At 43.5% G+C, this 22,168-nt stretch carries 19 protein-coding genes; 6 read left to right on the plus strand and 13 right to left on the minus strand.

Translation table 11 applies throughout. From position 1 onward, the window contains the following. Positions 1-320: 320 nt before the first annotated feature. Complete coding sequence (locus tag AC5ELV_RS13020) at positions 321-1,373, plus strand: 2,3-butanediol dehydrogenase (protein ID WP_493430544.1); 1,053 nt, start codon at positions 321-323, stop codon at positions 1,371-1,373. Positions 1,374-1,545: 172 nt separating this feature from the next. On the opposite strand, the gene AC5ELV_RS13025 is transcribed toward AC5ELV_RS13020, so the two are convergent. Further along, the gene (locus AC5ELV_RS13025) at positions 1,546-3,540 is read right to left on the minus strand and encodes an ABC transporter substrate-binding protein (RefSeq protein WP_493430545.1); all 1,995 of its coding nucleotides are present in this window, start codon (positions 3,538-3,540) and stop codon (positions 1,546-1,548) included. A gap of 180 nt (positions 3,541-3,720) precedes the next feature. Here AC5ELV_RS13025 and AC5ELV_RS13030 point away from each other — a divergent pair, with 180 nt between their 5' ends. Then, complete coding sequence (locus tag AC5ELV_RS13030; RefSeq protein ID WP_493430546.1) at positions 3,721-4,983, plus strand: VWA domain-containing protein; 1,263 nt, start codon at positions 3,721-3,723, stop codon at positions 4,981-4,983. 35 nt (positions 4,984-5,018) lie between these two features. Here the strand turns inward: AC5ELV_RS13030 and AC5ELV_RS13035 are convergent, their stop codons facing one another. Next, positions 5,019-5,174 carry a hypothetical protein gene (locus tag AC5ELV_RS13035; protein WP_493430547.1) on the minus strand — a complete coding sequence of 52 codons (156 nt, stop codon included), beginning with the start codon at positions 5,172-5,174 and terminating at the stop codon, positions 5,019-5,021. 174 nt (positions 5,175-5,348) lie between these two features. On the opposite strand from AC5ELV_RS13035, the gene AC5ELV_RS13040 reads away from it, so the two are divergent. After that, positions 5,349-6,692, plus strand: a complete 1,344-nt coding sequence (locus AC5ELV_RS13040; protein ID WP_028542243.1) for an amino acid permease — start codon at positions 5,349-5,351, stop codon at positions 6,690-6,692. A 7-nt stretch (positions 6,693-6,699) separates the two neighbouring features. Beyond that, a complete protein-coding gene (locus AC5ELV_RS13045; protein ID WP_493430548.1) occupies positions 6,700-7,857 on the plus strand; it encodes a VanZ family protein in 1,158 nt (385 codons plus the stop codon). 132 nt (positions 7,858-7,989) lie between these two features. Here the strand turns inward: AC5ELV_RS13045 and AC5ELV_RS13050 are convergent, their stop codons facing one another. From AC5ELV_RS13050 to AC5ELV_RS13080, 7 genes are all read right to left on the minus strand, one after another. Continuing rightward, complete coding sequence (locus AC5ELV_RS13050) at positions 7,990-8,643, minus strand: nitroreductase family protein (RefSeq protein WP_023989745.1); 654 nt, start codon at positions 8,641-8,643, stop codon at positions 7,990-7,992. A 51-nt stretch (positions 8,644-8,694) separates the two neighbouring features. Continuing rightward, entirely contained in the window at positions 8,695-9,087 is a 393-nt protein-coding gene (locus tag AC5ELV_RS13055; protein WP_025718154.1) for a MarR family winged helix-turn-helix transcriptional regulator, read from the minus strand. 284 nt (positions 9,088-9,371) lie between these two features. Then, positions 9,372-10,748 (minus strand): NADP-specific glutamate dehydrogenase, encoded by a 1,377-nt coding sequence (gene gdhA, locus AC5ELV_RS13060; RefSeq protein ID WP_493430549.1) that lies wholly within the window; start codon positions 10,746-10,748, stop codon positions 9,372-9,374. Between the two features lie 382 nt (positions 10,749-11,130). After that, positions 11,131-12,522, minus strand: coding sequence for a threonine synthase (gene thrC / locus AC5ELV_RS13065; protein ID WP_493430550.1), 1,392 nt, complete (start codon positions 12,520-12,522; stop codon positions 11,131-11,133). Positions 12,523-12,737: 215 nt separating this feature from the next. Further along, positions 12,738-14,081, minus strand: coding sequence for a TldD/PmbA family protein (locus tag AC5ELV_RS13070; protein ID WP_493430551.1), 1,344 nt, complete (start codon positions 14,079-14,081; stop codon positions 12,738-12,740). Between the two features lie 3 nt (positions 14,082-14,084). Beyond that, on the minus strand, positions 14,085-15,479 hold the full coding sequence (locus AC5ELV_RS13075) for a TldD/PmbA family protein (RefSeq protein ID WP_493430552.1): 1,395 nt from the start codon (positions 15,477-15,479) through the stop codon (positions 14,085-14,087). 402 nt (positions 15,480-15,881) lie between these two features. Next, positions 15,882-16,187 (minus strand): hypothetical protein, encoded by a 306-nt coding sequence (locus AC5ELV_RS13080; protein ID WP_493430553.1) that lies wholly within the window; start codon positions 16,185-16,187, stop codon positions 15,882-15,884. 605 nt (positions 16,188-16,792) lie between these two features. On the opposite strand from AC5ELV_RS13080, the gene AC5ELV_RS13085 reads away from it, so the two are divergent. After that, the gene (locus AC5ELV_RS13085; protein WP_025718165.1) at positions 16,793-17,350 is read left to right on the plus strand and encodes a papain-like cysteine protease family protein; all 558 of its coding nucleotides are present in this window, start codon (positions 16,793-16,795) and stop codon (positions 17,348-17,350) included. A 117-nt stretch (positions 17,351-17,467) separates the two neighbouring features. After that, the gene (locus AC5ELV_RS13090) at positions 17,468-18,247 is read left to right on the plus strand and encodes a hypothetical protein (protein ID WP_493430554.1); all 780 of its coding nucleotides are present in this window, start codon (positions 17,468-17,470) and stop codon (positions 18,245-18,247) included. Between the two features lie 335 nt (positions 18,248-18,582). Here the strand turns inward: AC5ELV_RS13090 and AC5ELV_RS13095 are convergent, their stop codons facing one another. From AC5ELV_RS13095 to AC5ELV_RS13110, 4 genes are all read right to left on the minus strand, one after another. After that, a complete protein-coding gene (locus AC5ELV_RS13095) occupies positions 18,583-18,951 on the minus strand; it encodes a hypothetical protein (protein WP_493430555.1) in 369 nt (122 codons plus the stop codon). A 138-nt stretch (positions 18,952-19,089) separates the two neighbouring features. Then, entirely contained in the window at positions 19,090-19,242 is a 153-nt protein-coding gene (locus AC5ELV_RS13100; protein WP_493430556.1) for a hypothetical protein, read from the minus strand. 228 nt (positions 19,243-19,470) lie between these two features. Beyond that, positions 19,471-21,660 carry a DUF3732 domain-containing protein gene (locus AC5ELV_RS13105; RefSeq protein WP_493430557.1) on the minus strand — a complete coding sequence of 730 codons (2,190 nt, stop codon included), beginning with the start codon at positions 21,658-21,660 and terminating at the stop codon, positions 19,471-19,473. Beyond that, positions 21,661-22,167 carry a three component ABC system middle component gene (locus AC5ELV_RS13110; protein ID WP_025718175.1) on the minus strand — a complete coding sequence of 169 codons (507 nt, stop codon included), beginning with the start codon at positions 22,165-22,167 and terminating at the stop codon, positions 21,661-21,663. It lies immediately after the preceding gene. Between the last annotated feature and the right edge of the window lies 1 nt (position 22,168).

Genomic DNA, 22,168 nt, shown 5'->3' on the forward strand with positions numbered 1-22,168 from the left:
CGGAATCGTTTTCTGACTCTCTAAAATAAAGTCTCAATGTTGATATTATACCACAGATTGAGTGTCTAAAAATTGAAGTCGTTTTCTTCTTGTCTTTGCTTCACCTGAAAAATTAACAAAATCTCTTTGTGTAAAGGTAACCAGCCAAATCTAGCACTGTAGTCACAAGTGATTATATTCACAAAAAAATCAAGTGCTTTTTGCATTAAATCGGTTTGACAATGTGTAAAATTTGTGACATATTATTTTTCGGAAACGTTTCCTAATTCATTCACTTTTATAGAGGCAATGATCATATATTCGTCAAGGAGATGACAGACATGCAAGCATTGAGATGGCATGGAGTAAAAGACTTACGATTGGAAAACATTGAGCAGCCCGCCGCTCTGGCAGGAAAAGTAAAAATCAAAGTAGAATGGTGTGGCATTTGCGGAAGTGATCTTCACGAATATGTTGCAGGACCGATCTTCATTCCCCAAGATGCTCAGCATCCATTGACTGGCGAAAAAGCGCCGATCGTAATGGGACATGAATTCTCTGGACAAGTCGTCGAAATCGGTGAAGGTGTAACCAAGATTCAGGTTGGCGACCGTGTCGTTGTAGAGCCGGTTTTTGCATGTGGAGAATGTGATGCATGTAAACAAGGCAAATATAATCTTTGCGATAAAATGGGCTTCCTCGGTCTGGCCGGCGGCGGCGGTGGATTTTCTGAATATGTCGCAGCTGACGAGCATATGGTTCACAAAATTCCAGAAAGCGTATCTTTCGAACAAGGCGCATTGGTAGAGCCTTCGGCCGTTGCTTTGTATGCTGTTCGTCAAAGCCAACTGAAAGTCGGCGACAAAGCCGTAGTATTTGGCGCTGGTCCTATCGGATTGCTGGTTATTGAAGCGTTGAAAGCTTCGGGCGCATCTGAGATTTATGCAGTAGAGCTTTCTGAGGAGCGTAAAGCTAAAGCTGAAGAGCTGGGTGCCATTGTGCTTGATCCTAAGACTTATGATGTGGTGCAAGAGCTGCACAAACGGACCAACGGTGGCGTGGATGTAGCCTTTGAAGTCACTGGAGTACCTCCTGTGCTGACTCAAGCTATTGAATCTACTAAAATCAGCGGACAAATCATGATCGTCAGCATTTTTGAAAAAGAAGCTCCAATTAAACCGAACAATATTGTCATGAAGGAACGCAATCTGACTGGTATTATCGGCTACCGCGATGTATTCCCGGCTGTTATCAGCCTGATGGAAAAAGGGTATTTCCCTGCCGACAAGCTGGTTACCAAACGCATTAAGCTCGAAGAAGTGATTGAGCAAGGTTTTGAAGGACTCCTGAAAGAGAAAAATCAGGTTAAAATCCTGGTATCTCCGCAAGCTTAATTTAGAAAATAAACCAGATGTCTGCTCTATGCAGGCATCTTTTATTATAAAACCGGATTGCACGGCAAGAGTCCATACAGAATTAAAAAACAAAACAGCGCTCTCCTACTGTGGCCTCTGCCGTTAAGTGAGAATAGCGCTGTTTTATTATAATCTAGTTTATTAAGTTACATTACTGAGCTACATTTTTCAGAACATCGTCAATCATTTGACTGTTTGCAATTGTACCTGTATACAACCAGCTGGAATCCTTACCGAAATCGTATACATGGCCTTCTTTAACAGCTGGAATTCCCGCCCATACAGGATCTTTTACAATATCTTCTTTACTTACGTTTTTGCTGTTCACGATAAAGACATAATCCGCATCTAGCTCGGCCAGTTTTTCCAAGGACAAGTTGCTCCAGTTCGCCTTAGCCGTTTTGGAAATCTCCTGTACGACTTGTGGAATCTTGAATCCCAAATCCTTATACAATACATCGCCGCTGGATAAATTCTGGTTTACGACATATACGTTTTTATCCGTTACCCATAATGCCGCCGCCGTTTTTTGTCCCACCGTCTGACTCAGCTTGGCTTTAGCCTCTGCTGCTTTTTTGTCGTAGTTGCTCAATACCTGCTTCGCTTCATTGCTCTTATTCAGCACCTCACCCACGGTCAGCAGCTCTTGACGCCAATCATTGTTCATATTACTGCCTACCACGTAGGTTGGAGCAATTTTGGAGTATTGATTATATTTGTCGCCCTCCACCATGCTCGCACTGTCCATAATGATCAAATCAGGCTTGAAGTTCAGCACCGCCTCGAACGGAAGATCTGAAGCGATGGTAGGAACATCCTTCAGTTCTTTTTGAAGGTAAGCTTGAACTGAATTTTTGCCTACCGACCATTGGGCTACGGGTTTAACACCTAGGGCAACCAGATGATCCTCCAGATAAGAAGCGAGCACACGCTGAGGCTGAGCCGGAATCTTCACCTCATGCCCAAGTGCATCCTTCAGCACCCTTTCCTGTGATGTTGGTTCCGCTGATGTATTATTAGTCCCTTGGGAAGCGCCGTCAGTTGCCGTAGGACTGGATGTGCCTGAGCACGCGCTGAGCAGCAAGGTAAAACTAAGTAATAAAATAAATGCCATGGAATGCTTTTCGTTTCTATTCATTTGTAAAATCCCTTCATCATGATTTTGATAATGATTATTATCCTCAATAACAGTATGCAGGGCACCATTTATCGAATCAATGGAACATTCGGACATGCTTAATGGATTATTCAGACGGGTATCTCTCACAAAAGCAGATGAATACAGGCTGTCCCAATAATGAACCGGGGATACGCCAGCATATTTTTTGAAGGCCCGGCTAAAGAAATAGACATCCGGGTACCCCACACTGACAGCGATATCCTGCAAAGTGGCATCCGTCTTCCGCAAGAGCTCCTTCGCCTTGTCCATTCGCAGTTGAATCAAGTACATAATCGGGCTACAATCCGTTTCTTTTTTAAATAACCGGGTCAGATGTCTCGGACTGCATTCCAATAATCCGGCCAAACGTTCCAGCGTTACGGACTCCGCGTAATGATCCTGCATAAATCGAATGGCCTGTGTCACGATATCCCGTGCAGAAGTCCGAGCCTTCGGTTCCTGCAATTGCCGCATACATTCATATGCAAAATCATAGAGCCGCCCCTGAGCCTGAATTTTGGATAGCGCCTCTTTATCCTGCCATGCGTACTCCAGTAGTTGCAGCTTTTGATACAGTATAGCCGGATAAAGCGGTACAAAACCATGAGCTATCGAAGGATGATTATACATCGTGTGTCCCGATAGAGAAGTCGCTTTATATAGTACAAGGATATATTCTATCCCGTATTGCGAGGGTTTCATATTCAGTTCAAAGCCTTTGCTGCCATGCAGTACGTACCCTGAATGTGGCGTATCCTTCCAATCACCATCCAAACGCACGCTACCCTGCAATACAAATACAAAAGCCTGCGCTGGAAGACGATACGGTTGAAGCAACTCTTCCGGCTCCAGTCGAATATGCCGGACATCCATGACACGAATCGACGAATGAAGCCATAGGGACAGCAGTTTGTTTAACTCATCAGTTTCATGCCCCTTGCTCATCCTAGTATGGGAACCTGCCTGCTTTTGCCGATCCTGCTTCACGTATCAAAGCCTCCGCTTCATATATATCATACTTTTTTTCCAAACCAACCTTATTATATATCATCTTTTACGGCGTCTACCATGAGACAAATATTCCTGCACGAAACAAGGTGAATATACCATTTCCATGGTACAATTTGTATAAATACAAGATTTAAAATACATAGGGGGTTTGACAGCATGAGTAGTCCCAACATTACATTGAGTACAGGAGCTAATGCACCATTCGGTAAGGAAGATACAGTGCGGATCACCATTACATGGGAGCATGCACCTGCCGAACTGGATGTTAGCTGTTTTATGGTAGGAGCAGACGGAAAGGTTTCCTCAGATGACTATTTCATTTTTTACAATCAACCCGCTGACCCGCACGGCCATGTACGGTTACAGCGTCCGAATGACAGAACCACTGAGTTTACTGTAGAGCTCCAGGAACTGGAACGAACCGGAGTGGAAAAATGCGTGTTTGCGGCCACGCTGGACGGCCCAGGTACTTTTGCCGATGTGGTCGGCTGTTCACTTACTGCTCAAGGCAAGCAATCCCATATCACCTACAGCATCACCGAAGCCACCAGTGAGACATCACTTGTGCTGGCAGAGGTGTATCGTCATACGTCTGGCTTCAAGCTTCGCGCAGTTGGACGTGGTTTCAATGGAGGGCTAAAGCCGCTCGCCGAGGCTCATGGTGTAACCGTGGAGGAAACGGAATCGCCAGCAGCACCGTCCGCTGATAAAGCCAGCGTGAAAGAGCCTTCTCCTGTGAATGGAAGAATTAATCTGCTTAAACAGAAGGTGCAAATTTCACTCCAAAAGAAGCAGATAGACCGTGAAAAAGCACGAGTAGCGATTGTATTAGACGCTTCTGCTTCCATGGCGAAACTGTACTCTAAGGGAACCGTGCAAAAAGCCTTCGAACGTGTTCTGGCTGTATCGGCCTGCATGGATGATGACGGTGAAATGGACGTATGGTTTTTTGCGAACAAGGCCAAACGCGCTCCAAGCGTCACGGAACGGGATTACGAGAATTACGTAAAACGAAATTTCCCAGAAATCGGATACGGAAATATAGGATTTGGTAACAATGAGCCTGAAGTGATAGAGGATATCATTTTAAAATATACAAAAGAGGTACCCAATGAAACAATCCCGACCTACATTATCTTTTTCAGTGACGGTGGCGTATATGAAACGAAAAAAATATCAAAGTTGCTGATCAAGTGCTCGAAAACTCCGATTTTCTGGCAATTTGTTGGTCTTGGTAATGCTGATTTCGGAGTCCTTCAAAAGTTGGATAATCTGCGCGGTCGCGTAGTGGATAATGCAGATTTCTTTGCCTTGGATGACATTGACTCCGTGACAGACGCAGAATTGTACGACCGTCTGCTAAATGAGTTTCCTGGTTGGCTCAAGCAAGTGCGGGCTAAAGGAATATTGCGGAGCTAATCCTTCATCGCAATGCGATACTCCTACATGATCACTTAAATATCCGCCGAGCAGAGCAATAAAGGCACAATGACCGCAGATAGAGCAATCGTCAGCGCCATCATTTTGCCTCTTAACTGCTCTTCTACACCAATTATGAGAATTGAATTAAAAGTGATGTGGGTGACAGCCGCTGCCCACATCACTAACATTGAAGCTGATGATACACGTTTTTCCTCAGTTTATCCTCTTTCCATTTCAGTCTCCCTACCAGATCCTATTTCTTTCATTTCCTAATTGGATATTTTCATGTAGTATAAGTCTAATTGAAGTAACCCTGTTTGGGCTATGCTGAAGCTATACACTATATGAAGGAGGATTTCATATTGAAATCAAATGAAGCAACTTTGCACAAAAAGCTGCTCCCACGGCACATTACCTTTATGGCTATGGGTGGAGTTATCGGAACGGGAATTTTTAAAGGAAGTACCGAGACGATTAGCTTGGCGGGACCTGGAGTTATTTTATCCTATGTCTTTGCCGGACTCTTGCTCTTAGTCGTTATGGGCGCAATTGCCGAGATGGCTACCGTCTACCCCAACATGAATATGAAGGATTTTATTCGCAAAGCTTTTGGAGAACGACTGTCCTTTATTATCGGCTGGTTGTATTGCTTCATGTGGCTGGCCGTCTGTATCATTGAGGTCATTGCCGCGGGAAGCTTCCTACAATATTGGTTGCCAGATGTGCCTCTATGGGTACTTAGTTTAGTGAGTGCGGCTTTCATTATTGTCGTCAACATGCTGAGTGTCGGCGGATTTGGGGAGCTGGAATTTTGGCTTGCGGGTATTAAGATTGCCATGATTATTATCTTCATCGCCTTGGGTGGCTGTATACTGTTCGGGATTATTCCCACTGAAACTCCACCTTATCTAAGCAACTACGCGCAGCACGGCGGATTTCTACCTAATGGCTGGTTGGCTATCTTTTCAGCGCTGCTGGTCGTTACCTTTTCATACGGAGGGTCCGAGCTGATTGGACTGACGTTGACGGAGACAGAAAATCCGGAAAAGGTACTGCCTAGAGTGGTTAAAAGCTTTATTCTTCGCGTTGTTTTGTTCTATACGTTGCCAATTCTCATCATTTGTGGCTTGATTCCCTGGAACCAACTAGATGCGAATACCAGCCCGTTTGTACAGGTATTGTCTTCTGTAGGGCTTCAAGGCTCGGCTCATGTTATGAACTTTATTCTGATCACTGCTGTACTGTCTGCCGCCAATTCGGGGATTTACGGAGCTACACGTATGCTGCATTCGCTGGCTATCAATGGAGAAGGTCCCAAATCACTCGCCCGCTTATCTTCAAACGGGGTTCCGGTAAATAGTCTCAAATTGTGCGCTGTAGTCCTGATTGTCGGTTCCATGGTTGCCTATGTCGCTCAGGACGGGCTGTTCCGTATTTTGATGGCTGTACCTGGCTTCGTCGTGTTGCTCGTCTGGAGCTGCATTTGTCTGTCCCAATTGAAATTGCGCAAATCTTATCCAGTGGAGCCTACTTTCAAGATATGGGGATTCCCTTATGTAACGGCGGTTACAGTGGGATGCCTATGGGTAATTGCGTTCCTATTCTTGCTTGATCCGCAAAATCGCATTAGCATTAGCGTGTGCGTGGCTTTCATGGCATTTCTGGTCATTTGGTCTTTAGTGAAGTTCCGGAGAAAGCAGGCGTAGGCAGCACATGATTCAATCTTACCTGTTTCCTGTTTCATATGCCTTTCTTGCGTTTCCTTTTGCTGCGTTATTGTTTACACTTCCTTTCCTGATCGTGCAATATCGAAGGCATGGCTATATTCACAAGGCTAGAGCATGGCTGCTTTACTTGATGCTTTTATACTTAATGAACGCCTTCTTTCTGGTCATTCTGCCGCTTCCGGCATCGCGTCATAATGCTGCATTAGCCGGGGGAGCATTGCAGTTGATGCCCTTGCAGTTCGTTCACGACATTATAAGAGAAACATCTGTCTCACCCGCCCATCCCTCCAGCTATGTTCATTTGCTAAAAGAGCGTGCTTTTCTGCAAGTCGTTTTTAACGTTGTGATGACTGTGCCTTTCGGTATGTTCTTACGTTATTATTTCCGTGCACGATGGGGATGGTGTCTGATTCTGTCCTTTATTCTCTCCCTCTTCTTTGAGGTGACGCAGCTGACAGGACTGTATGGATTTTTTGACCATGCGTATCGCGTGTTCGATGTGGACGATCTGATGGCTAATACATTGGGTGGTATGCTAGGCTTTCTATTAGGCGAATGGTTTTCACGCTTCCTGCCCCGCTTGGAACATCTGGACAAGCATGTGGACATGGCAACGAAGCGAGTGTCCTATACCCGACGGGGTGTAGCCTTTTTTGTGGATTCTATCATTTGGACCGGGCTACTCGGCATAATGGAGTCTCTGCATGTGCCTGCTGCTTTCTGGATTTCCAGTGGGGTGTATTTTATAGTGGTTCCTTACCTGACGAATGGACGAACTCCAGGAAAATGGCTGGTGCGTATTCATCTTGCAGGGACAGGACAACGGATTTTTCTATGGGAGCTCATAAAGCGTTATAGTCTGTTGTACTGGGTGTATTTTGGACTTAATTACGTACTGGGTGGACTCGTACTGTGGCCTCAAGTCTCTCCATGGGTAAGTGTTCTGATCAGCCTTTTATTGTTGGTGATGAACGGATGGTTCTTTTTTCATTTGGTCAAACGCCTATTCAAGAGAGCCCCGTTATTTTATGAGGAGCTTAGCCATACTTCGCACCAAATTATATGGCCCAAGCATTATCATCATCCTCAAAATGACACCGCTGACCCGGCAGAGACGCCGGGAGCGAATACCGTGAAATGGTAACCGAAAGACTGAGAACGTGATAAGCACCCGCGATCTACGTTGCATCTAAGCAAATAAAAAAACAGGCGAAGCAAAGGGATTTCCTTTGTCCGCCTGTTTTTTATTTTGCGTATAGATGTTAGTTCGTTCCCCTTATTTCCACTGTGCGATTTGATCAATAGGCAAACGTGTGGAAGGATGACCATCGTTGATTCCTTTACCCATGGAAATGAGCATAACAGGGACATAACGATCTTTTTCCAGACCAAAGGCTTCAGCAATTTGATCCTTTTCAAAACCGCCAATAGCGTTAGTATCATAGCCATGAGCGCGCGCTACCAGCATAAGCTGCATGGATACCAAACCCCCGTCAATCAGGACCGTTTCTTTGTTCACAACGGGATCAAGCGCTGCAAAATGAGCTGCCACTTTTTCCTGTTGCATTTCTTTAATGTCTTTTGGCATATAGCCCAGTTCTACAGCTTCTCCGAAAATTTGTTCGAAATTATCAAAGTTGTTCAAATCTCCAAACACAGCGATCACTGCCGAAGACGTTTCTACTTGACGTTGGTTGAAACGGGCCAATGGTGCCAGTGTAGCCTTACCTTCAGGGCTGTCAATGACGAGGAAACGCCAAGGTTGCAGGTTAATGGAAGATGGTGCGCGTGTAGCTTCTGTCAAAATCTCTGTCATTTCCTCGCGGCTGATCTTCACGGACGGATCGTATACTTTTACAGAACGGCGTCCCAGGGCGATTTCTTTAAAATCATTCGTTTTTACAGTACTGGATGTATTCGTATTATTCATTCCAATCTCTCCTTGTCCCTCTGTGGGTATAGTAATGTTAAAAAAATGTTGTCAGTCCATATCGGATATATGACTATTCATCACTTGCAGCATATCAGCTAGTTGGTGTCGCTGGGTCTCGTCAAAGCTCTGTAGCAGCTGAGCTACAAACTGCGAGCGCTCCTGCTTAAAGATGACAATGCGTGCACGCCCATAATCGGTCAGGCTTACCAAGGTAACCCTGTTGTCCTCTGGCTTGGTGCGTCGTGTGACCATTGCTGTCGCTTCCAGTTGTTTCAAATGACGCGTTACCGCTGCAGCATCAATGCCAACCTCTTTTTGCAGCAGAGTTTGACTAATCTCCTCCACTTGATACAACTTGCACAAGAGCTGCAATCTGGATGCGCTGACTCCTGCGCAACGCTCAAACTTGGAGCTAATCTGCTTGTTCAGCAACAACAGCATGTCAAAAATATACTCAGGCTCGGATGGTGTCTGGGTGATATCAATCTCTCCTCCCTTAAGCATATCGCTGGGCTTCACAGATCCGACCTTTGATCCATCAATTATTGATCTATCAAGTAATATACATCCTCTTTAGCAATAAATCAAGTCCCTGAGAAAAATAAAGTGCTCTTTGCAAATAAAAGCTGAGCGACTCGCACAAGAGCCGCTCAGCTTCAATATTGCTTTTATTAGCTAGGTTATTCAATCATTGTACAATAGGGATAAGGAGTTGTGCCGTTGAGTTAGATAATCCCGTGAGACAGCATAGCATCAGCCACACGCACAAATCCTGCGATATTGGCTCCGACAACCAGATTGCCCGGCACACCGTATTCCTCAGCCGCCTTCACGCTGTTAGCATAGATATTTTTCATAATATCATGCAGCTTGGCATCCACTTCCTCAAAGGTCCATGACAGACGCATGCTGTTCTGCGACATTTCGAGCGCCGATACCGCTACTCCGCCTGCATTGGCAGCCTTAGCTGGTCCAAACAGAACCCCATTGCCCAAAAACACTTCAATAGCCTGTAACGAGGATGGCATATTGGCACCTTCGCCTATAGCTTTTACGCCATTGCTTACCAGCAACTGGGCTGCTTGCTCGTCAATTTCATTCTGTGTGGCGCATGGCAGTGCGATGTCGCATGGAATCGACCAGATCCCCGAACAGCCTTCTGTATAGATTGCGCCTGGACACTCTTGAATATACTCGCTAATCCGCAGTCGATTCACTTCTTTCAGCTGCTTCACCAGCCTCAGATCGATACCGTCTGGATCATAGATGTAGCCATTCGAGTCACTACATGCCACGACTGTAGCACCGAGCTGCTGTGCTTTTTCAATCGCATAAATGGATACATTCCCCGATCCCGACACGACGACGCGTTTTCCTTCAAAGGACGATCCCTGAGCCTGCAACATCTCGTTTACAAAATACACACAACCGTAGCCGGTCGCTTCCGTACGTGTGAGACTGCCTCCGTAATGAATCCCTTTGCCCGTCAGGACGCCACCTTCATGTCCTCCGCGAATCCGCTTGTATTGTCCGAACATATAGCCGATCTCGCGGCCACCTACTCCAATATCCCCAGCCGGAACGTCGGCATCTGGACCAATATATTTATACAACTCCGTCATGAAGCTTTGTGTAAAACGCATCACTTCGTTATCTGATTTCCCTTTGGGATCAAAATCCGAGCCACCTTTACCACCACCGATGGGAAGACCCGTCAATGCATTTTTGAAAATTTGCTCAAAGCCCAAAAATTTGACGATACCCAGGTACACAGATGGATGGAAGCGAAGTCCACCTTTATAAGGCCCTATCGCACTGTTAAACTGTACGCGGAAGCCACGGTTGACCTGTACAACCCCCGCATCATCCACCCAGGGTACACGGAAGGTAATGACTCGCTCCGGCTCCACTAGCCGTTCCAGAAGCCCCTGCTGCATATACTTAGGATGCTTAGCCAATACCGGAATTAGCGAATCCAATATTTCCTTGACGGCCTGATGGAATTCATTCTCATGAGGATTGCGCGCGATAACCTTCTCAAAAACGGACTGCACATATTCGGCTGCTGCTTGTTGACTCTGCTCTGGACGGATCATGGTCATGATTTAATACACCCCTTTTATAATTAGCCCCTCTGTTAAATGACGGAACGACTTGATTCTGCACCTTCGAGAGTGGAACCTTATGTATTCATAAAATTTAGTTAACTATACATGATTTTTTATAATAATACAGCTAATTCGCCTATAAAAAATTTTTGTATCCTTCATTAAATAACTCTATGAACCTCTCATTGCCTGTTAGTTTCCTGAAGCTAAATCCCTTGGTTTACGGGCTTTTTCCCCGATTTTCAAGGCCCTAACACCTTACTCTATATGGCATTATAATGTGAACAAATTCAAACTAATACATACATCATATCTGGAAAATATGGATATAAAAAAGAAGGCTAGCGCACAGGGCGTAGCCTCTTTTCCCATTCTTTTACACATAAAAGACTTCAAGCTGACGCACAATTTCTGCTTCGTCATGCTCTACCACCTGCTGATGCTGCGATTTCGAGAACAATTGTTCAATTTGCGCCGGGAACTCCTGCTTGATGTCCACCAGACGAATGGCTTCATCAAATTTGGCCGGATGCGCTGTCGCAAAGGTCACACATACTTCGTCTACGCCATTATACGCCTCATAGGCGGCAATACCGCAAGCCGTATGCGGGTCGAGCAAATAATCGTATTCGGCCTTGTATTTCTTGATTAGCTCCAGACACTGCTCATTCGAAGCACCCAGCGCTTCAAAATCTTGCTGGACACGTTTCAAATCCTCTGCCCCGATCACAATCCGTCCCTCGGTCTTGAGGTTATTCATGTATTCAGATACCTTGGCTGCATCCTCTCCAAGGAAATAGTACAGGTATCTTTCAAAATTGCTTGCCACCTGAATGTCCATCGAAGGACTGTATGTGCTTTTGAAATCGCCCGGCTGGTATTCACCTTTCTTCACGAAGCGCTCCAAAATATTATTTTCATTGGTTGCAATGATCAGCTTATGGATCGGCAAGCCCATTTTCTTCGCAAGAAAGCCGGAAAAAATATTGCCAAAGTTGCCAGATGGCACACTGATATTGATCTTCTTCGTACCCGCAGACTCCTGCGCCCGGAAATAAGCATAGAAGTAGTATACGGTTTGCGCCAAAATGCGCACAAAGTTAATCGAGTTAATCGCCCGCAAATGATGTTTACCTTTGAAATCCAGATCGGCAAACAGGTCCTTAATGACCTTCTGACAATCGTCAAAGTTCCCTTTTACGGACAGATTCAGTACATTTTCATCGTCAACTGTCGTCATTTGCAGCTCTTGTACCTTGCTCACCTTTTGGTGTGGGTGCAAAATACAGATTTTAATGCCTTCCTTGCCACGCACGCCCTGAATCGCTGCCGCGCCGGTATCACCTGAGGTTGCACCCAAAATGTGAATGATCTCATTCTGCTTTTTGGACACGTAGGAATAAAACTCACCCATAAATTGCAAGGCCACATCCTTGAACGCGAACGTAGGCCCGTGGAACAGTTCCAAAATAGACAGGGAATCATTAATCTTCTTCACTGGCGTAACTTCCGGGTGACGGAAGCTCGCATAACTGCGCTCGACCAGCTGCTCCAAATCTTCACGAGGAATCTCATCATTGATATACAGCGCAAAAACTTCCAGCAGCAGCTCTCTGTAGCTCAATGTTGCCCATTGCTCCAAAGTAGCTGCCGACACGGTCGGAATCTGCTCCGGTACCATTAGACCTCCATCGTCAGCTAACCCCATGAGCACGGTATCAATAAATCCCTTGGCTTCTACTCGACCTCTAGTGCTTATATATCTCATATACATCCCCCAATAAAAATTCAATTCGAACCTTTTTTCGAATATATTATTGTCTATAATACCCTGTCGCGGTGCTGTAACCAAGCCTTTTTTTCATATTTCAAAGACTTTCTCCTACTTTACCATACCCTGATGCATCAGGCATCTGTCATCGCTAGGCAATCGGAACGTCAGAAACAGACCGTGAGTCTGAAAAAAGAAGGCTGCTCCAGTCCTTAGGAGCCTGAAATCGAGAGTGCAGCCAGCTTGAGCGAAGGAGATGTGCAGCTTCCCGTAAAACGTAAATCGTTGCCAACTTCCTCTACCTGCTGCAGCACATCAAAGAAGTTGCCCGATACGGTGATCTGATTGACCGCTCTGACCACTTGCCCTTGCTCAATCCAGTAGCCCAGACAAGCCAGCGAAAAATTACCAGACGCCGTATTCGTACCCGCATGCAGCCCTTGCAGCTCGACAATCATCAACCCGCGATCCGTCTTGCGAATCATGTCCTCCAACGTAGACGTGCCTGGTTCCACATACAGATTATGATACGATACACCAATTTTACCGTTATAACTGCCCTTGGAAGCATTAGAGGTACTCTGCACCCCAGCCTTGCGGGCCGTCTTGCGGTTATGAAAATACGTCCGTAGTTCCCCGTCCTTGATGATCTCGTTGCGATGCGTTGCGCTGCCTTCGGCATCAAACGTACTGCCTGCCGGAACGTTCTCCATCAGCGGATCATCGATCAGCGTGATATGTTCGCTTGCCACCTTTTGCCCCAGTTTCCCAGCCAATCGCGAAAAGCCTTTATCCACCGATTCGGCTGAAAATACCGACGTATACGCAGCCAGCAATTGCGCTGCTGCATCATGACGGAAAATGACAGGATAGTTATTCGATTGGATCGTGTGCGCCCCCAGCTTGGAAACAGCCTCTTTTACGGCTTTACGCGCCACATCCACAATATCAATTTCTTCCACACTCCGCAGGGAGTAATCATGCCAGCCCCCAGTTACGGTCTCGTCATGGTCTGCTGCAATCACATACACATAAGCGGTCGCCAGACTCTTACGACGATGGCAGTGAAGTCCCTTCGTGTTGACAATCAGGACTTCATTCTCACGAATGCTGACCGAGCAATGCCGAGCCATCACAATCCGTGGATCTCCGGCAAGCGCTGTGCGCTCCATTTCTAGTGCCGCTTCGATAAGAATCTCAGGAGCCGTGTCAGCCAACGCTGAGGCATAGGCAGGCTGCTCAGGGTAGCTCTCAGAGCCTGCAAACAGTTCATCCTGCTCCTCGCTCTCCAATATGTCCGCATTGCTGCGTGCCTCTTCCAATAAAAAGTCGATCACGTCCGGTTCCAGCTTCTCTGTAGAGGCATAGCCCATTTTCCCGTTAATGACACCACGGAAGGAAAGTCCGCCATTTTCAACGATGGTATATTGGTCAATTTCTCCCTTCAGTACCTTTACCGAGGTAGAACGTCCATTTACATAGTAGATTTCCATATCCGCATAGCCCATTTCCCGACCTTTCGCGAACAACGCTTCCTGAAATTGCTGAATATTCATCGCCTATTCCCCCTTCCGTCCACCGACGGTCATTTCGGACACACGAATCGTCGGTTGTCCGCAGTTCACCGGAAGACTTCCGCTGACCGAGCCGCACATGCCCTGACCATGATCCAGATTGTTGCCGACCCTATCAATATTTTGCAGGGTTTCAATCCCTTTGCCGATCAACGTTGCGCCTTTGACCGGCTCGGCAATTTTGCCGTTGCGAATCATGTACGCCTCTTCGACTGCAAAATTAAACTCGCTCGTCGAGGTATTCACCGAACCGCCGCCCAGCGATTTGGCATAGATCCCGTACTCCGTATTGGCAATGATTTCTTCACGGGTCGAATCCCCGTTCGCAATAAACGTATTGTTCATACGGGAGGCAGGCGCGAATTTATAGGACTGTCTTCGTCCTGACCCTGTCGCAGGTACACCCATCTGGCGCGAGCCCATGCGGTCGATTAGATATCCTTTTAAAATGCCGTTCTCAATCAGTACGTTGCGCTGTGTCGGCGCTCCTTCATCATCGATATTGAGCGAGCCCCATGCGTTCGGAATCGTTCCATCATCTATAGCTGTAACGAGTGGTGAAGCCACTTGCTGCCCGATCTTATTCGCAAACACGGAAGTTCCATGCGCCACCGCCGTAGATTCCAACCCATGTCCACACGCCTCGTGGAAAAGAACGCCGCCAAAGCCATTCTCAATTACGACCGGCAGTCTGCCGCTAGGTGCATATCCCGCTTTGACCATCGTGGTCGCAATCCGAGCGGCGTGTCTGGCATTTTCTTCGATATTCAGATTCTCCAAGAATTCAGTCCCTGCATACGCTCCCGGCCCACGGAACCCGGATTGTCTATGCTCCCCGTGAGTCGCAATCGCGCTTATTCTCATGCGGGTATACGTACGGGTATCCTCCACCAGCAGCCCGTTGCTATTGGCGATTAAGACGTTCTGGATCGAGTTGCTAATCCCAACAGAGGTTTGCGTGATAGAAGGATCATATTGGCTTGCCGCCTCATGCGCCCGTCTCATCATGTCAATCTTGGTGCGCTTCTGTGAAGCGTCAGGAATGATCGCAATCGGATGTTGGTTAGAGATGGCATGGGGATGGAGTGTAATGGTGTGTGTACCTGGTGCTCCACCACCACGAATGGCCTTGGCAGCCGATTTGGCCAGTCGAATCAGGCTCTGTTCGCTCATATCACTGGTGTAGGCATACACCGAAAAATGCTCCTTCATAATCCGAATGCCAATCCCAAAATCCCGGCCTGACAGCGCCGTATCCACGACTCCCCCGGTCATGCCCAGTTGTCCATTGGTGCGGTCCTCGACGAACACCTCTGCAAAGTCTCCGCCTGTCTCCAGCGCGGCTTGCAGCATATCCTGAATCTGTGTTGGATGTATCATCACGTTCCTCCTCTTTTTTGCCATGTTTCATTTGTACGTTTAAGCGATCAAGATCATATGCGGGTTCATATTTATTTCCCATAACTTTACTATACATGATGTTGGGAGTGGGTGTAACTATCTGGGTGGCAAGTGGTTTGGAAGGGAGTGAAGATTTATGCACGGGGATAGAGGGATTGAAATGAGAAAACCCGATCAGACCGAGAAGAGTCATGTCGGGTTATTTGGGCGTTTTGATTACTGGGTGGATTGAGCAAGTACATGCATATGAGGCCGCTACGTAGACGGATCATTCTTCCGATCGCTGTTGCCCCCAGATTTTTTTGATTATATTTTAACGGTAAAAATCCTGGTTCAAAGGCGAACGCTCCGCTTCTTCAGAACGATTCGTCCCCTCCGCTGCTATGCTTGGGTTTGCTTCATTTTGTTCGCCAAAATACTTTTTTTCAAACGAACTTTAAATAGTTCTCTTCGTAAATCCAGTTCCATAATATGAAGATGGTCTGCTGCTTCTTTGACTGTTTCCATGTGCAATACGCTCGCCTTTTGAGAAATAATAGCTAGAGCATCCCAAATGAGCTTTGTGCATGTTTTAAGTCTCTCTATGTGTTCGTCTTCTTGCTGTACCAAGCTCTCGTATTGCTCAGCAGTATTTTCAGATAGGTTTGTATGTTCCACGCTCTTTAGTATCTTGGGTTGAGTATCCAAGTTATCATCTCCTTTTTAATCAAAGTGTAGCAAAGGATGATGCTGGATGTGGTACGTGGATACGTAACATTGAAATGATCATGGGAAGTGACCTGGAATACTTCACTATGAAAGATATAAGGAAACAATTTTCGGAAATGAGAAAATAGTCGTTGTCAATCACGCTTGGTATCATCACCGTTTGATTTAATCACCGCTATACGAGAAGGTTAAAAACCTTTTTCTGCTTGAATTTGTTCAAGCAGATTTATTTAGTTGAGAAAAGAAAAATAAAAAAAGAGCTGCGAAAACAGCTTAACAGATACTTAATAATCACACGCATTATGTTACTTTTTCAAAACTAGTATCCATATTTCACTTTTGAAATTCGGTGAGGTTATTTTTTCGCAATTGGTCATGCGTGTAGCCTCCGATATTATACCTTCACTTTAATAGACAGCAATTGGACAAACTTCACTGAAGTATATTGCAGAATCAAGATAACAAAATTTCAAGAGATTTACAATATTTTTTCATTCGACAAGATGTCCCTTACTTCGATTGTTATAATAGGATATTATTTCAATGTTGTCCAAATAAATAACAAAACGAAGGTGGGAAAGAAAATGAATCACAGAAAAAAATTATTATTAGTTCTTCCATGCTTATTACTCTCTTTTTCCTTGTTTGCCTCTAGTGCTCTCGCTTATGTAAACTACAAAAATAACTCCGTATCTGCACAAGTTCAGCAGAAATCAAATTGGTGTTGGGCAGCAGTATCTAGCATGCTTGCTAATTATCTTGGAGCAAATGTAACTCAATCACAGATTGTCACTAAAATTTATGGATCTCCTGTTAATAATACAGGCACTGTTTATGATATGAAAAATGCGCTAGCTAATTGGAAAGTAGAATCTACACCAATACGTTCTAAAGTTTCTTTTGGGGAAATCATTAGTAACATTGACAAAAATATGAACTTAAATGCAGCAATCGCTTGGACTAGTGGTGGTGGGCACGCTCTGCTTATAAAAGGATACTACCAAGATACAAGTAGATCTATACAAAATGTGTACTATATTAATCCAGGTGATGGTTCTGCCACAGTTAGAGACTATAACGAGTTTGTAAGCAACAGTTCTTGGGATTGGCGTAATACTTTGAGTGATGTATATGTGAATTAATTTACAAATAGTATATTACTGAATTGTTAGCTTAGGCTTCGCCTTAGTCTGAGATGCGATCTTATTCAAAAGCATGTTAATAAAGTAGTTCAATTATATTCAGGGAGGCTCTATTCAATGAAAAAAAAGCTAATCTTATCGTTTTTATTGATGTTTAATATACTTTTATTTAGCTTCAATAATTTAATCATTGCTCAATCTGATGAATCAACTCCAGATGCTCAAATCAAAGCGAGCATAGAAAGTGATTTCAAACTAAAATATGTTGATTCTTTAAATGCTGTAAAATCAGATTATAAACTTAAAGCGGAAGAAAATTTTGAAAATGCACAATTAAGTTCAGGTACTGCCTTTTATAAGGTTACTGATGATGTATATAGTAGCGCTATAGATTTTGCAGGATATATTTTTACGTTAAAGACTAATGATCGAGAAGTTGCAACCATTTATGCAAGTTCTAATACTGGATCATGGAAGATATCCAGTATTAGTAATCGAGTTAATTCTGAAAATTCTTTATTAGCAGCGGAAGCCACTCTTTCAAAAAATGAAAAGGTAAAACTTATTGATGATGAAAGGTATGGACTCAATGCTTTACTTATTGAAGGAGGAGAAAAAGAGCGTGTAATAGATCTAAGTGGAAAAAACGTTAACAATATTGAATCTAGCTCAAATAAAACAATTTCAAAATCTTTATTTGACCAAAAGATAAAAGAAATGAAGGCGGAAAGATCTGGACCAGCCACCAAAGATGGAGCTGTTATAATGGGAACAGGTCAATTCGATTTTAATGAGCCTTCGAAGGCTTCGAGTAATGTTCCAATAATCTTATTTTCTCTCGGCATTATTTCATTATTCCCGATTTTCATAATCTTAAAAAAGAAAAGGAATTCTTAAAGATATTTTAGCTTTGCTTGTTCAGCTACCTTAGATGAGGTCGTCAGGGGACTTTCATCCTACTATTCCTCATTTTTCTGTCCAACTAACTGTAGCCAGTCCATTGATTCGTAAAGGAGAACATAAGAAGGATTGCAAAAGTCTTCCTGTAACAGGGAGGCTTTTTGTTTTATTGTTCAAAGGAAACTATATGACATATTTTCGACCATACTTCAGGTGCGATAGGAAGTTCGATTTTATGCTCTTTGGCCTTTTGGTTGATTTTTTGGCGCTGCTTTTCATAGTGTTTTTCTTCTTCCATATAAGCTTGGAGCTTCGTGTACATGTCCTTTTCTTCAGGTGTACGATGACACGGAAGGATCATCTCTACATTTTCCGTTACGGGTATTTCTTTGTCGGGGGAGAATACAGATGGTTAGCTGCTTCATATCTACAGGAAAGAGATACAAATCTGTTGTCGTTAAAGCATTGCGCGTCAAGTTTTTAGAAACGGTAGATTTAGTTGGTTCGGTTCCAAGGAAAACAAGTGACTTCAATGCTTCGGCGTATTTCTCTAGTACAAATATCTGGCGACCTTCTTTGTTCTGAGCGCCGGTAAGAACATTGTCCAAAAATACATAGGTATGCCGAGCAATCTTTTGACCGTTTGTATTTGAATAGATGGCGGGGAAGCCCTTTTCCAGCAAACATTTTGAGTTTGTCATTATTCTCCTCACTACGTCCACGTCCCGTTTTAAATGATTGGGAGGAGATTCTTCTTTTTTCTGATGGGCTTGCTGTTATTAGATTTTAGATTGGAAGTATCTTGATTGGTTATGTACTCTACTGTAGCATCGAATTGCTTATTCATTATTTTTTCGTGCAATGTAATACATGAAGGTTTCACTTGTTTGTTTAGCATCTGCTAAAGTATAGACCAATGAAAATTCGCCATTTCGTTCTGTTACATCGTCAAGTTGATATTGCCATATGTGGTACTGTCTTTTTTTGATCATACATTATCCTCCGATATTTTTAATATGAACACAGAACAAATGTTCTTTTCATAGTATAACGAATCTAAATTCCTATTGAAAGGACTAAATTGGAGGATATAATTTATATGCTTTTCAACTAATAGAACAGCGTTGAATTTCATAACGAAAAGACCCAGTATCTGCTACTGAGTCATACTCGCTATGATCTATGCTGACGCTTAATACCAACCACTCTACTAAAATGCTTTAGACAACATTGGTAAACTTTACATTCAGATCAAAATCAATCTGACCCTCAAGATCAAACACCTGACCATCTTCCATGAATGCCTGTGCCTTAAATAAAAGACCTTCTTCTATAAAATAAGCCTCAGGCACATTAATGCTACAGTCTTTATGCCTCGTTTCTAACTGAAAAGAAGGTTTAATTATTGTTTCAATTAGATCCTCAGCAGTATATTGTGCATTTTTACCTATTAAATCATCCGGTATTTCCTTACTCCAATGCCAAGGTATCAGTTTACGACCTTTCCTCCATCTTTCTACCTGATTAACATTTTCCAAACCGCTTACAACACTTTGACCTGCATGTTCGCTCACAATAACCTGTAAAGTTCCATTAGTCCTCTTGATTCCTGAAGATAAGGCTTGGAATACTTTATTAACTGCTTGCAGTTCTTCACGTTCCGAATCCACTTCTGTATCATCTGGGAAATGAGTTTGGCTTGGCTGATCAATTACTAAAAGACTTGGTACATAAGGTATACTCTGATTAAAAAAAAGTTCGTGCAGTGCAAGCAATGTAGCTACATGATAACCCAACCAATTTGCACCGCTACCGATTTCTCTCATCCAAGCAGTTCCACCATTTTCATCAATAACTCTTATTGTTAATCTATTTGTATCGAGCTGAATCAGATCTTCCCCAGTTTCAAGATCTAATATACTTCCATAATGGCCTGCAAACCTAGAGAACTTAAACAAGGCTGTTTCCTTACGCTGGGTGAAATTCTCAAAATCTACAAATTCCAGAAGCCGAGCTTCTTCATCTTTTAATAGACTAATTTCATTGACTAAGTTACCATCATCGACTAAAGATTCATGAAGATTAATAAACTCCGTTAGCCTTCCTATAAACATTGCACGTTGCTCTCTCGTTGTCTGCATCTGTTCAGTTTCTTCCTGTATATACTCACGTTCGGCTTTTACATGTCTGAGTTCTGTTTCTCTAGAGCTTGTTAATTTCTTTAGTTCCACTTCCTCAGCATCGAGCATAGGGGGAACCAGTTCTATTCCTTTCCACTGTGCCTCAACCTTACGGGTAGTTTCAATTAATTTCCTCATTTCGACCGTACTTGATCTATTATCATTTCCACAAAGGGGGCATTGATGTTCTGTATTTAATTTTTCCTCAAGCCATGATACTGATGAAAGTCGGTCACGCTTGCGTGAAATATTCAGTTCGGAGGTGGCTCTTGCTAAAGAAAGCTCTTTTAATTGAGTGAGTCTAATTCTTAATGAAGTAATTTCTGCATAAAGTGTGTTCTCCTTTTCACGTAATTGAGATAGCCTTTCGGTGTTAATGTATTCACTACCTTCATCCCATGATGAAGGATCTCTTTTCCAAATAGATACTATATCTTTAAGACGTTCAAACAAAATTTGAGTCTCGATGTTGTCAACTACTAAATTAGATGTAAAACCGTGTTGAGTTGCTGCAATATAGCGCCCTCTAACTTCCCCAGCAAAACTATCTATGTCAACTTTTAAGGAATCCAATTGGCGTTGTTTACGTTCAATTAATCTTTTAACTTCTTGGAGGCGATGTTGTTTTATTAATGTATCGGCATCGACTACTCCAAGTACTAAAGGGAAAATTTCTCTTATTTTTTTCGCATGTTCCTCTTTATCTGCTTCATAGAACATAGTCTCATTATTAGCAATAATACGCTGAGGTTGGAACATGAAAGCTGTCATATCAGAAATGGAAGCTCTTCCTTTGAAACCACTACCTGTTTCGTTAAAATCTGAATTTGATTGAGGTATTCTTGCAAGTCTTTGTAGTATCCCTTTTGCATTATCTCTGTTACCATTTTTTTGTGGTACATCAGGGAGTTCAATTGTTGTCCCCTCAACAATATGATAATCATCTGTTGAGATTTGTTCAACAGGGTCACGCCTTGCCAGCAACTTCTCTCCTTCAACAGTACTTATCAGTAATCCATACCAAGAGGAAGTACGTCGAATAGGTCCTATTTTTGGTATTGAACATCCGCCTGAACCAAGGCAATAATCAATAATTTCAATAATTGCAGATTTTCCACTTCTACTTGCGCCTGTTATATAGTTAATACTACCAGGCTTAAAGCAAAGAATCCGAGGTTCTTTTCTTATATCTTTAGGCCATATTATAAGCTTTAAAATCGATAAATACATTTAGGGCTCAACTCCTAGTATTGTTAAGTACTCGAAATCTGACATTCCTCCTGCCCATCCCCCTAATTTTTGTGCAGCCTTTAAAATGTTTTTTGTTTCAACAGGGATAGTACTTGGAATCTTAAAAGAAATATTGGAAAAAAAATAACCCTCCTCAAGAGAGATGAGGTTACAAGCAAGCGCTAGATTTAAAGATCGAAACGTTCTATCCTGCAACGCTTTGATTCTATTGTTTATATTAAAAACCGTCTCATTTTGTGCAACTGAGTTTTTTAAGTCTCGTTCAAGTATAGAACGCAATCCCGATGATTCCCTTTTCTTTAGAATTATTTTTCTGCTCGTATCATGGTATAGAAGGGGGAGAACCGTGACAAGATGCCACAAAGTTAATGACTGCAATTCCTCATGTGGTCTAGAAACAAATCCCTGTGTAAACCCCCATAATGCATTTGCACCAAGTGCTGGATTTTGCATTATCTCATACTCACGTAAAAGTGACCCACTCATA

The sequence above is a fragment of the Paenibacillus sp. NMA1017 genome (genome assembly GCF_058895805.1).

Coding starts and splice junctions, on each gene's coding strand:
- AC5ELV_RS13075 (WP_493430552.1), bottom strand. CDS start 15,479: ATGATACATCCAACACAGATTCAGGATATGCTGCAAGCCGCGCTGGAG.
- AC5ELV_RS13090 (WP_493430554.1), top strand. CDS start 17,468: ATGAAAAAAAAGCTAATCTTATCGTTTTTATTGATGTTTAATATACTT.
- AC5ELV_RS13085 (WP_025718165.1), top strand. CDS start 16,793: ATGAATCACAGAAAAAAATTATTATTAGTTCTTCCATGCTTATTACTC.
- gdhA (WP_493430549.1), bottom strand. CDS start 10,748: ATGACCATGATCCGTCCAGAGCAGAGTCAACAAGCAGCAGCCGAATAT.
- thrC (WP_493430550.1), bottom strand. CDS start 12,522: ATGAGATATATAAGCACTAGAGGTCGAGTAGAAGCCAAGGGATTTATT.
- AC5ELV_RS13095 (WP_493430555.1), bottom strand. CDS start 18,951: ATGACAAACTCAAAATGTTTGCTGGAAAAGGGCTTCCCCGCCATCTAT.
- AC5ELV_RS13030 (WP_493430546.1), top strand. CDS start 3,721: ATGAGTAGTCCCAACATTACATTGAGTACAGGAGCTAATGCACCATTC.
- AC5ELV_RS13100 (WP_493430556.1), bottom strand. CDS start 19,242: ATGATCAAAAAAAGACAGTACCACATATGGCAATATCAACTTGACGAT.
- AC5ELV_RS13045 (WP_493430548.1), top strand. CDS start 6,700: ATGATTCAATCTTACCTGTTTCCTGTTTCATATGCCTTTCTTGCGTTT.
- AC5ELV_RS13105 (WP_493430557.1), bottom strand. CDS start 21,660: ATGTATTTATCGATTTTAAAGCTTATAATATGGCCTAAAGATATAAGA.
- AC5ELV_RS13055 (WP_025718154.1), bottom strand. CDS start 9,087: ATGCTGTTGTTGCTGAACAAGCAGATTAGCTCCAAGTTTGAGCGTTGC.
- AC5ELV_RS13050 (WP_023989745.1), bottom strand. CDS start 8,643: ATGAATAATACGAATACATCCAGTACTGTAAAAACGAATGATTTTAAA.
- AC5ELV_RS13070 (WP_493430551.1), bottom strand. CDS start 14,081: ATGAATATTCAGCAATTTCAGGAAGCGTTGTTCGCGAAAGGTCGGGAA.
- AC5ELV_RS13035 (WP_493430547.1), bottom strand. CDS start 5,174: ATGTTAGTGATGTGGGCAGCGGCTGTCACCCACATCACTTTTAATTCA.
- AC5ELV_RS13110 (WP_025718175.1), bottom strand. CDS start 22,167: ATGAGTGGGTCACTTTTACGTGAGTATGAGATAATGCAAAATCCAGCA.
- AC5ELV_RS13020 (WP_493430544.1), top strand. CDS start 321: ATGCAAGCATTGAGATGGCATGGAGTAAAAGACTTACGATTGGAAAAC.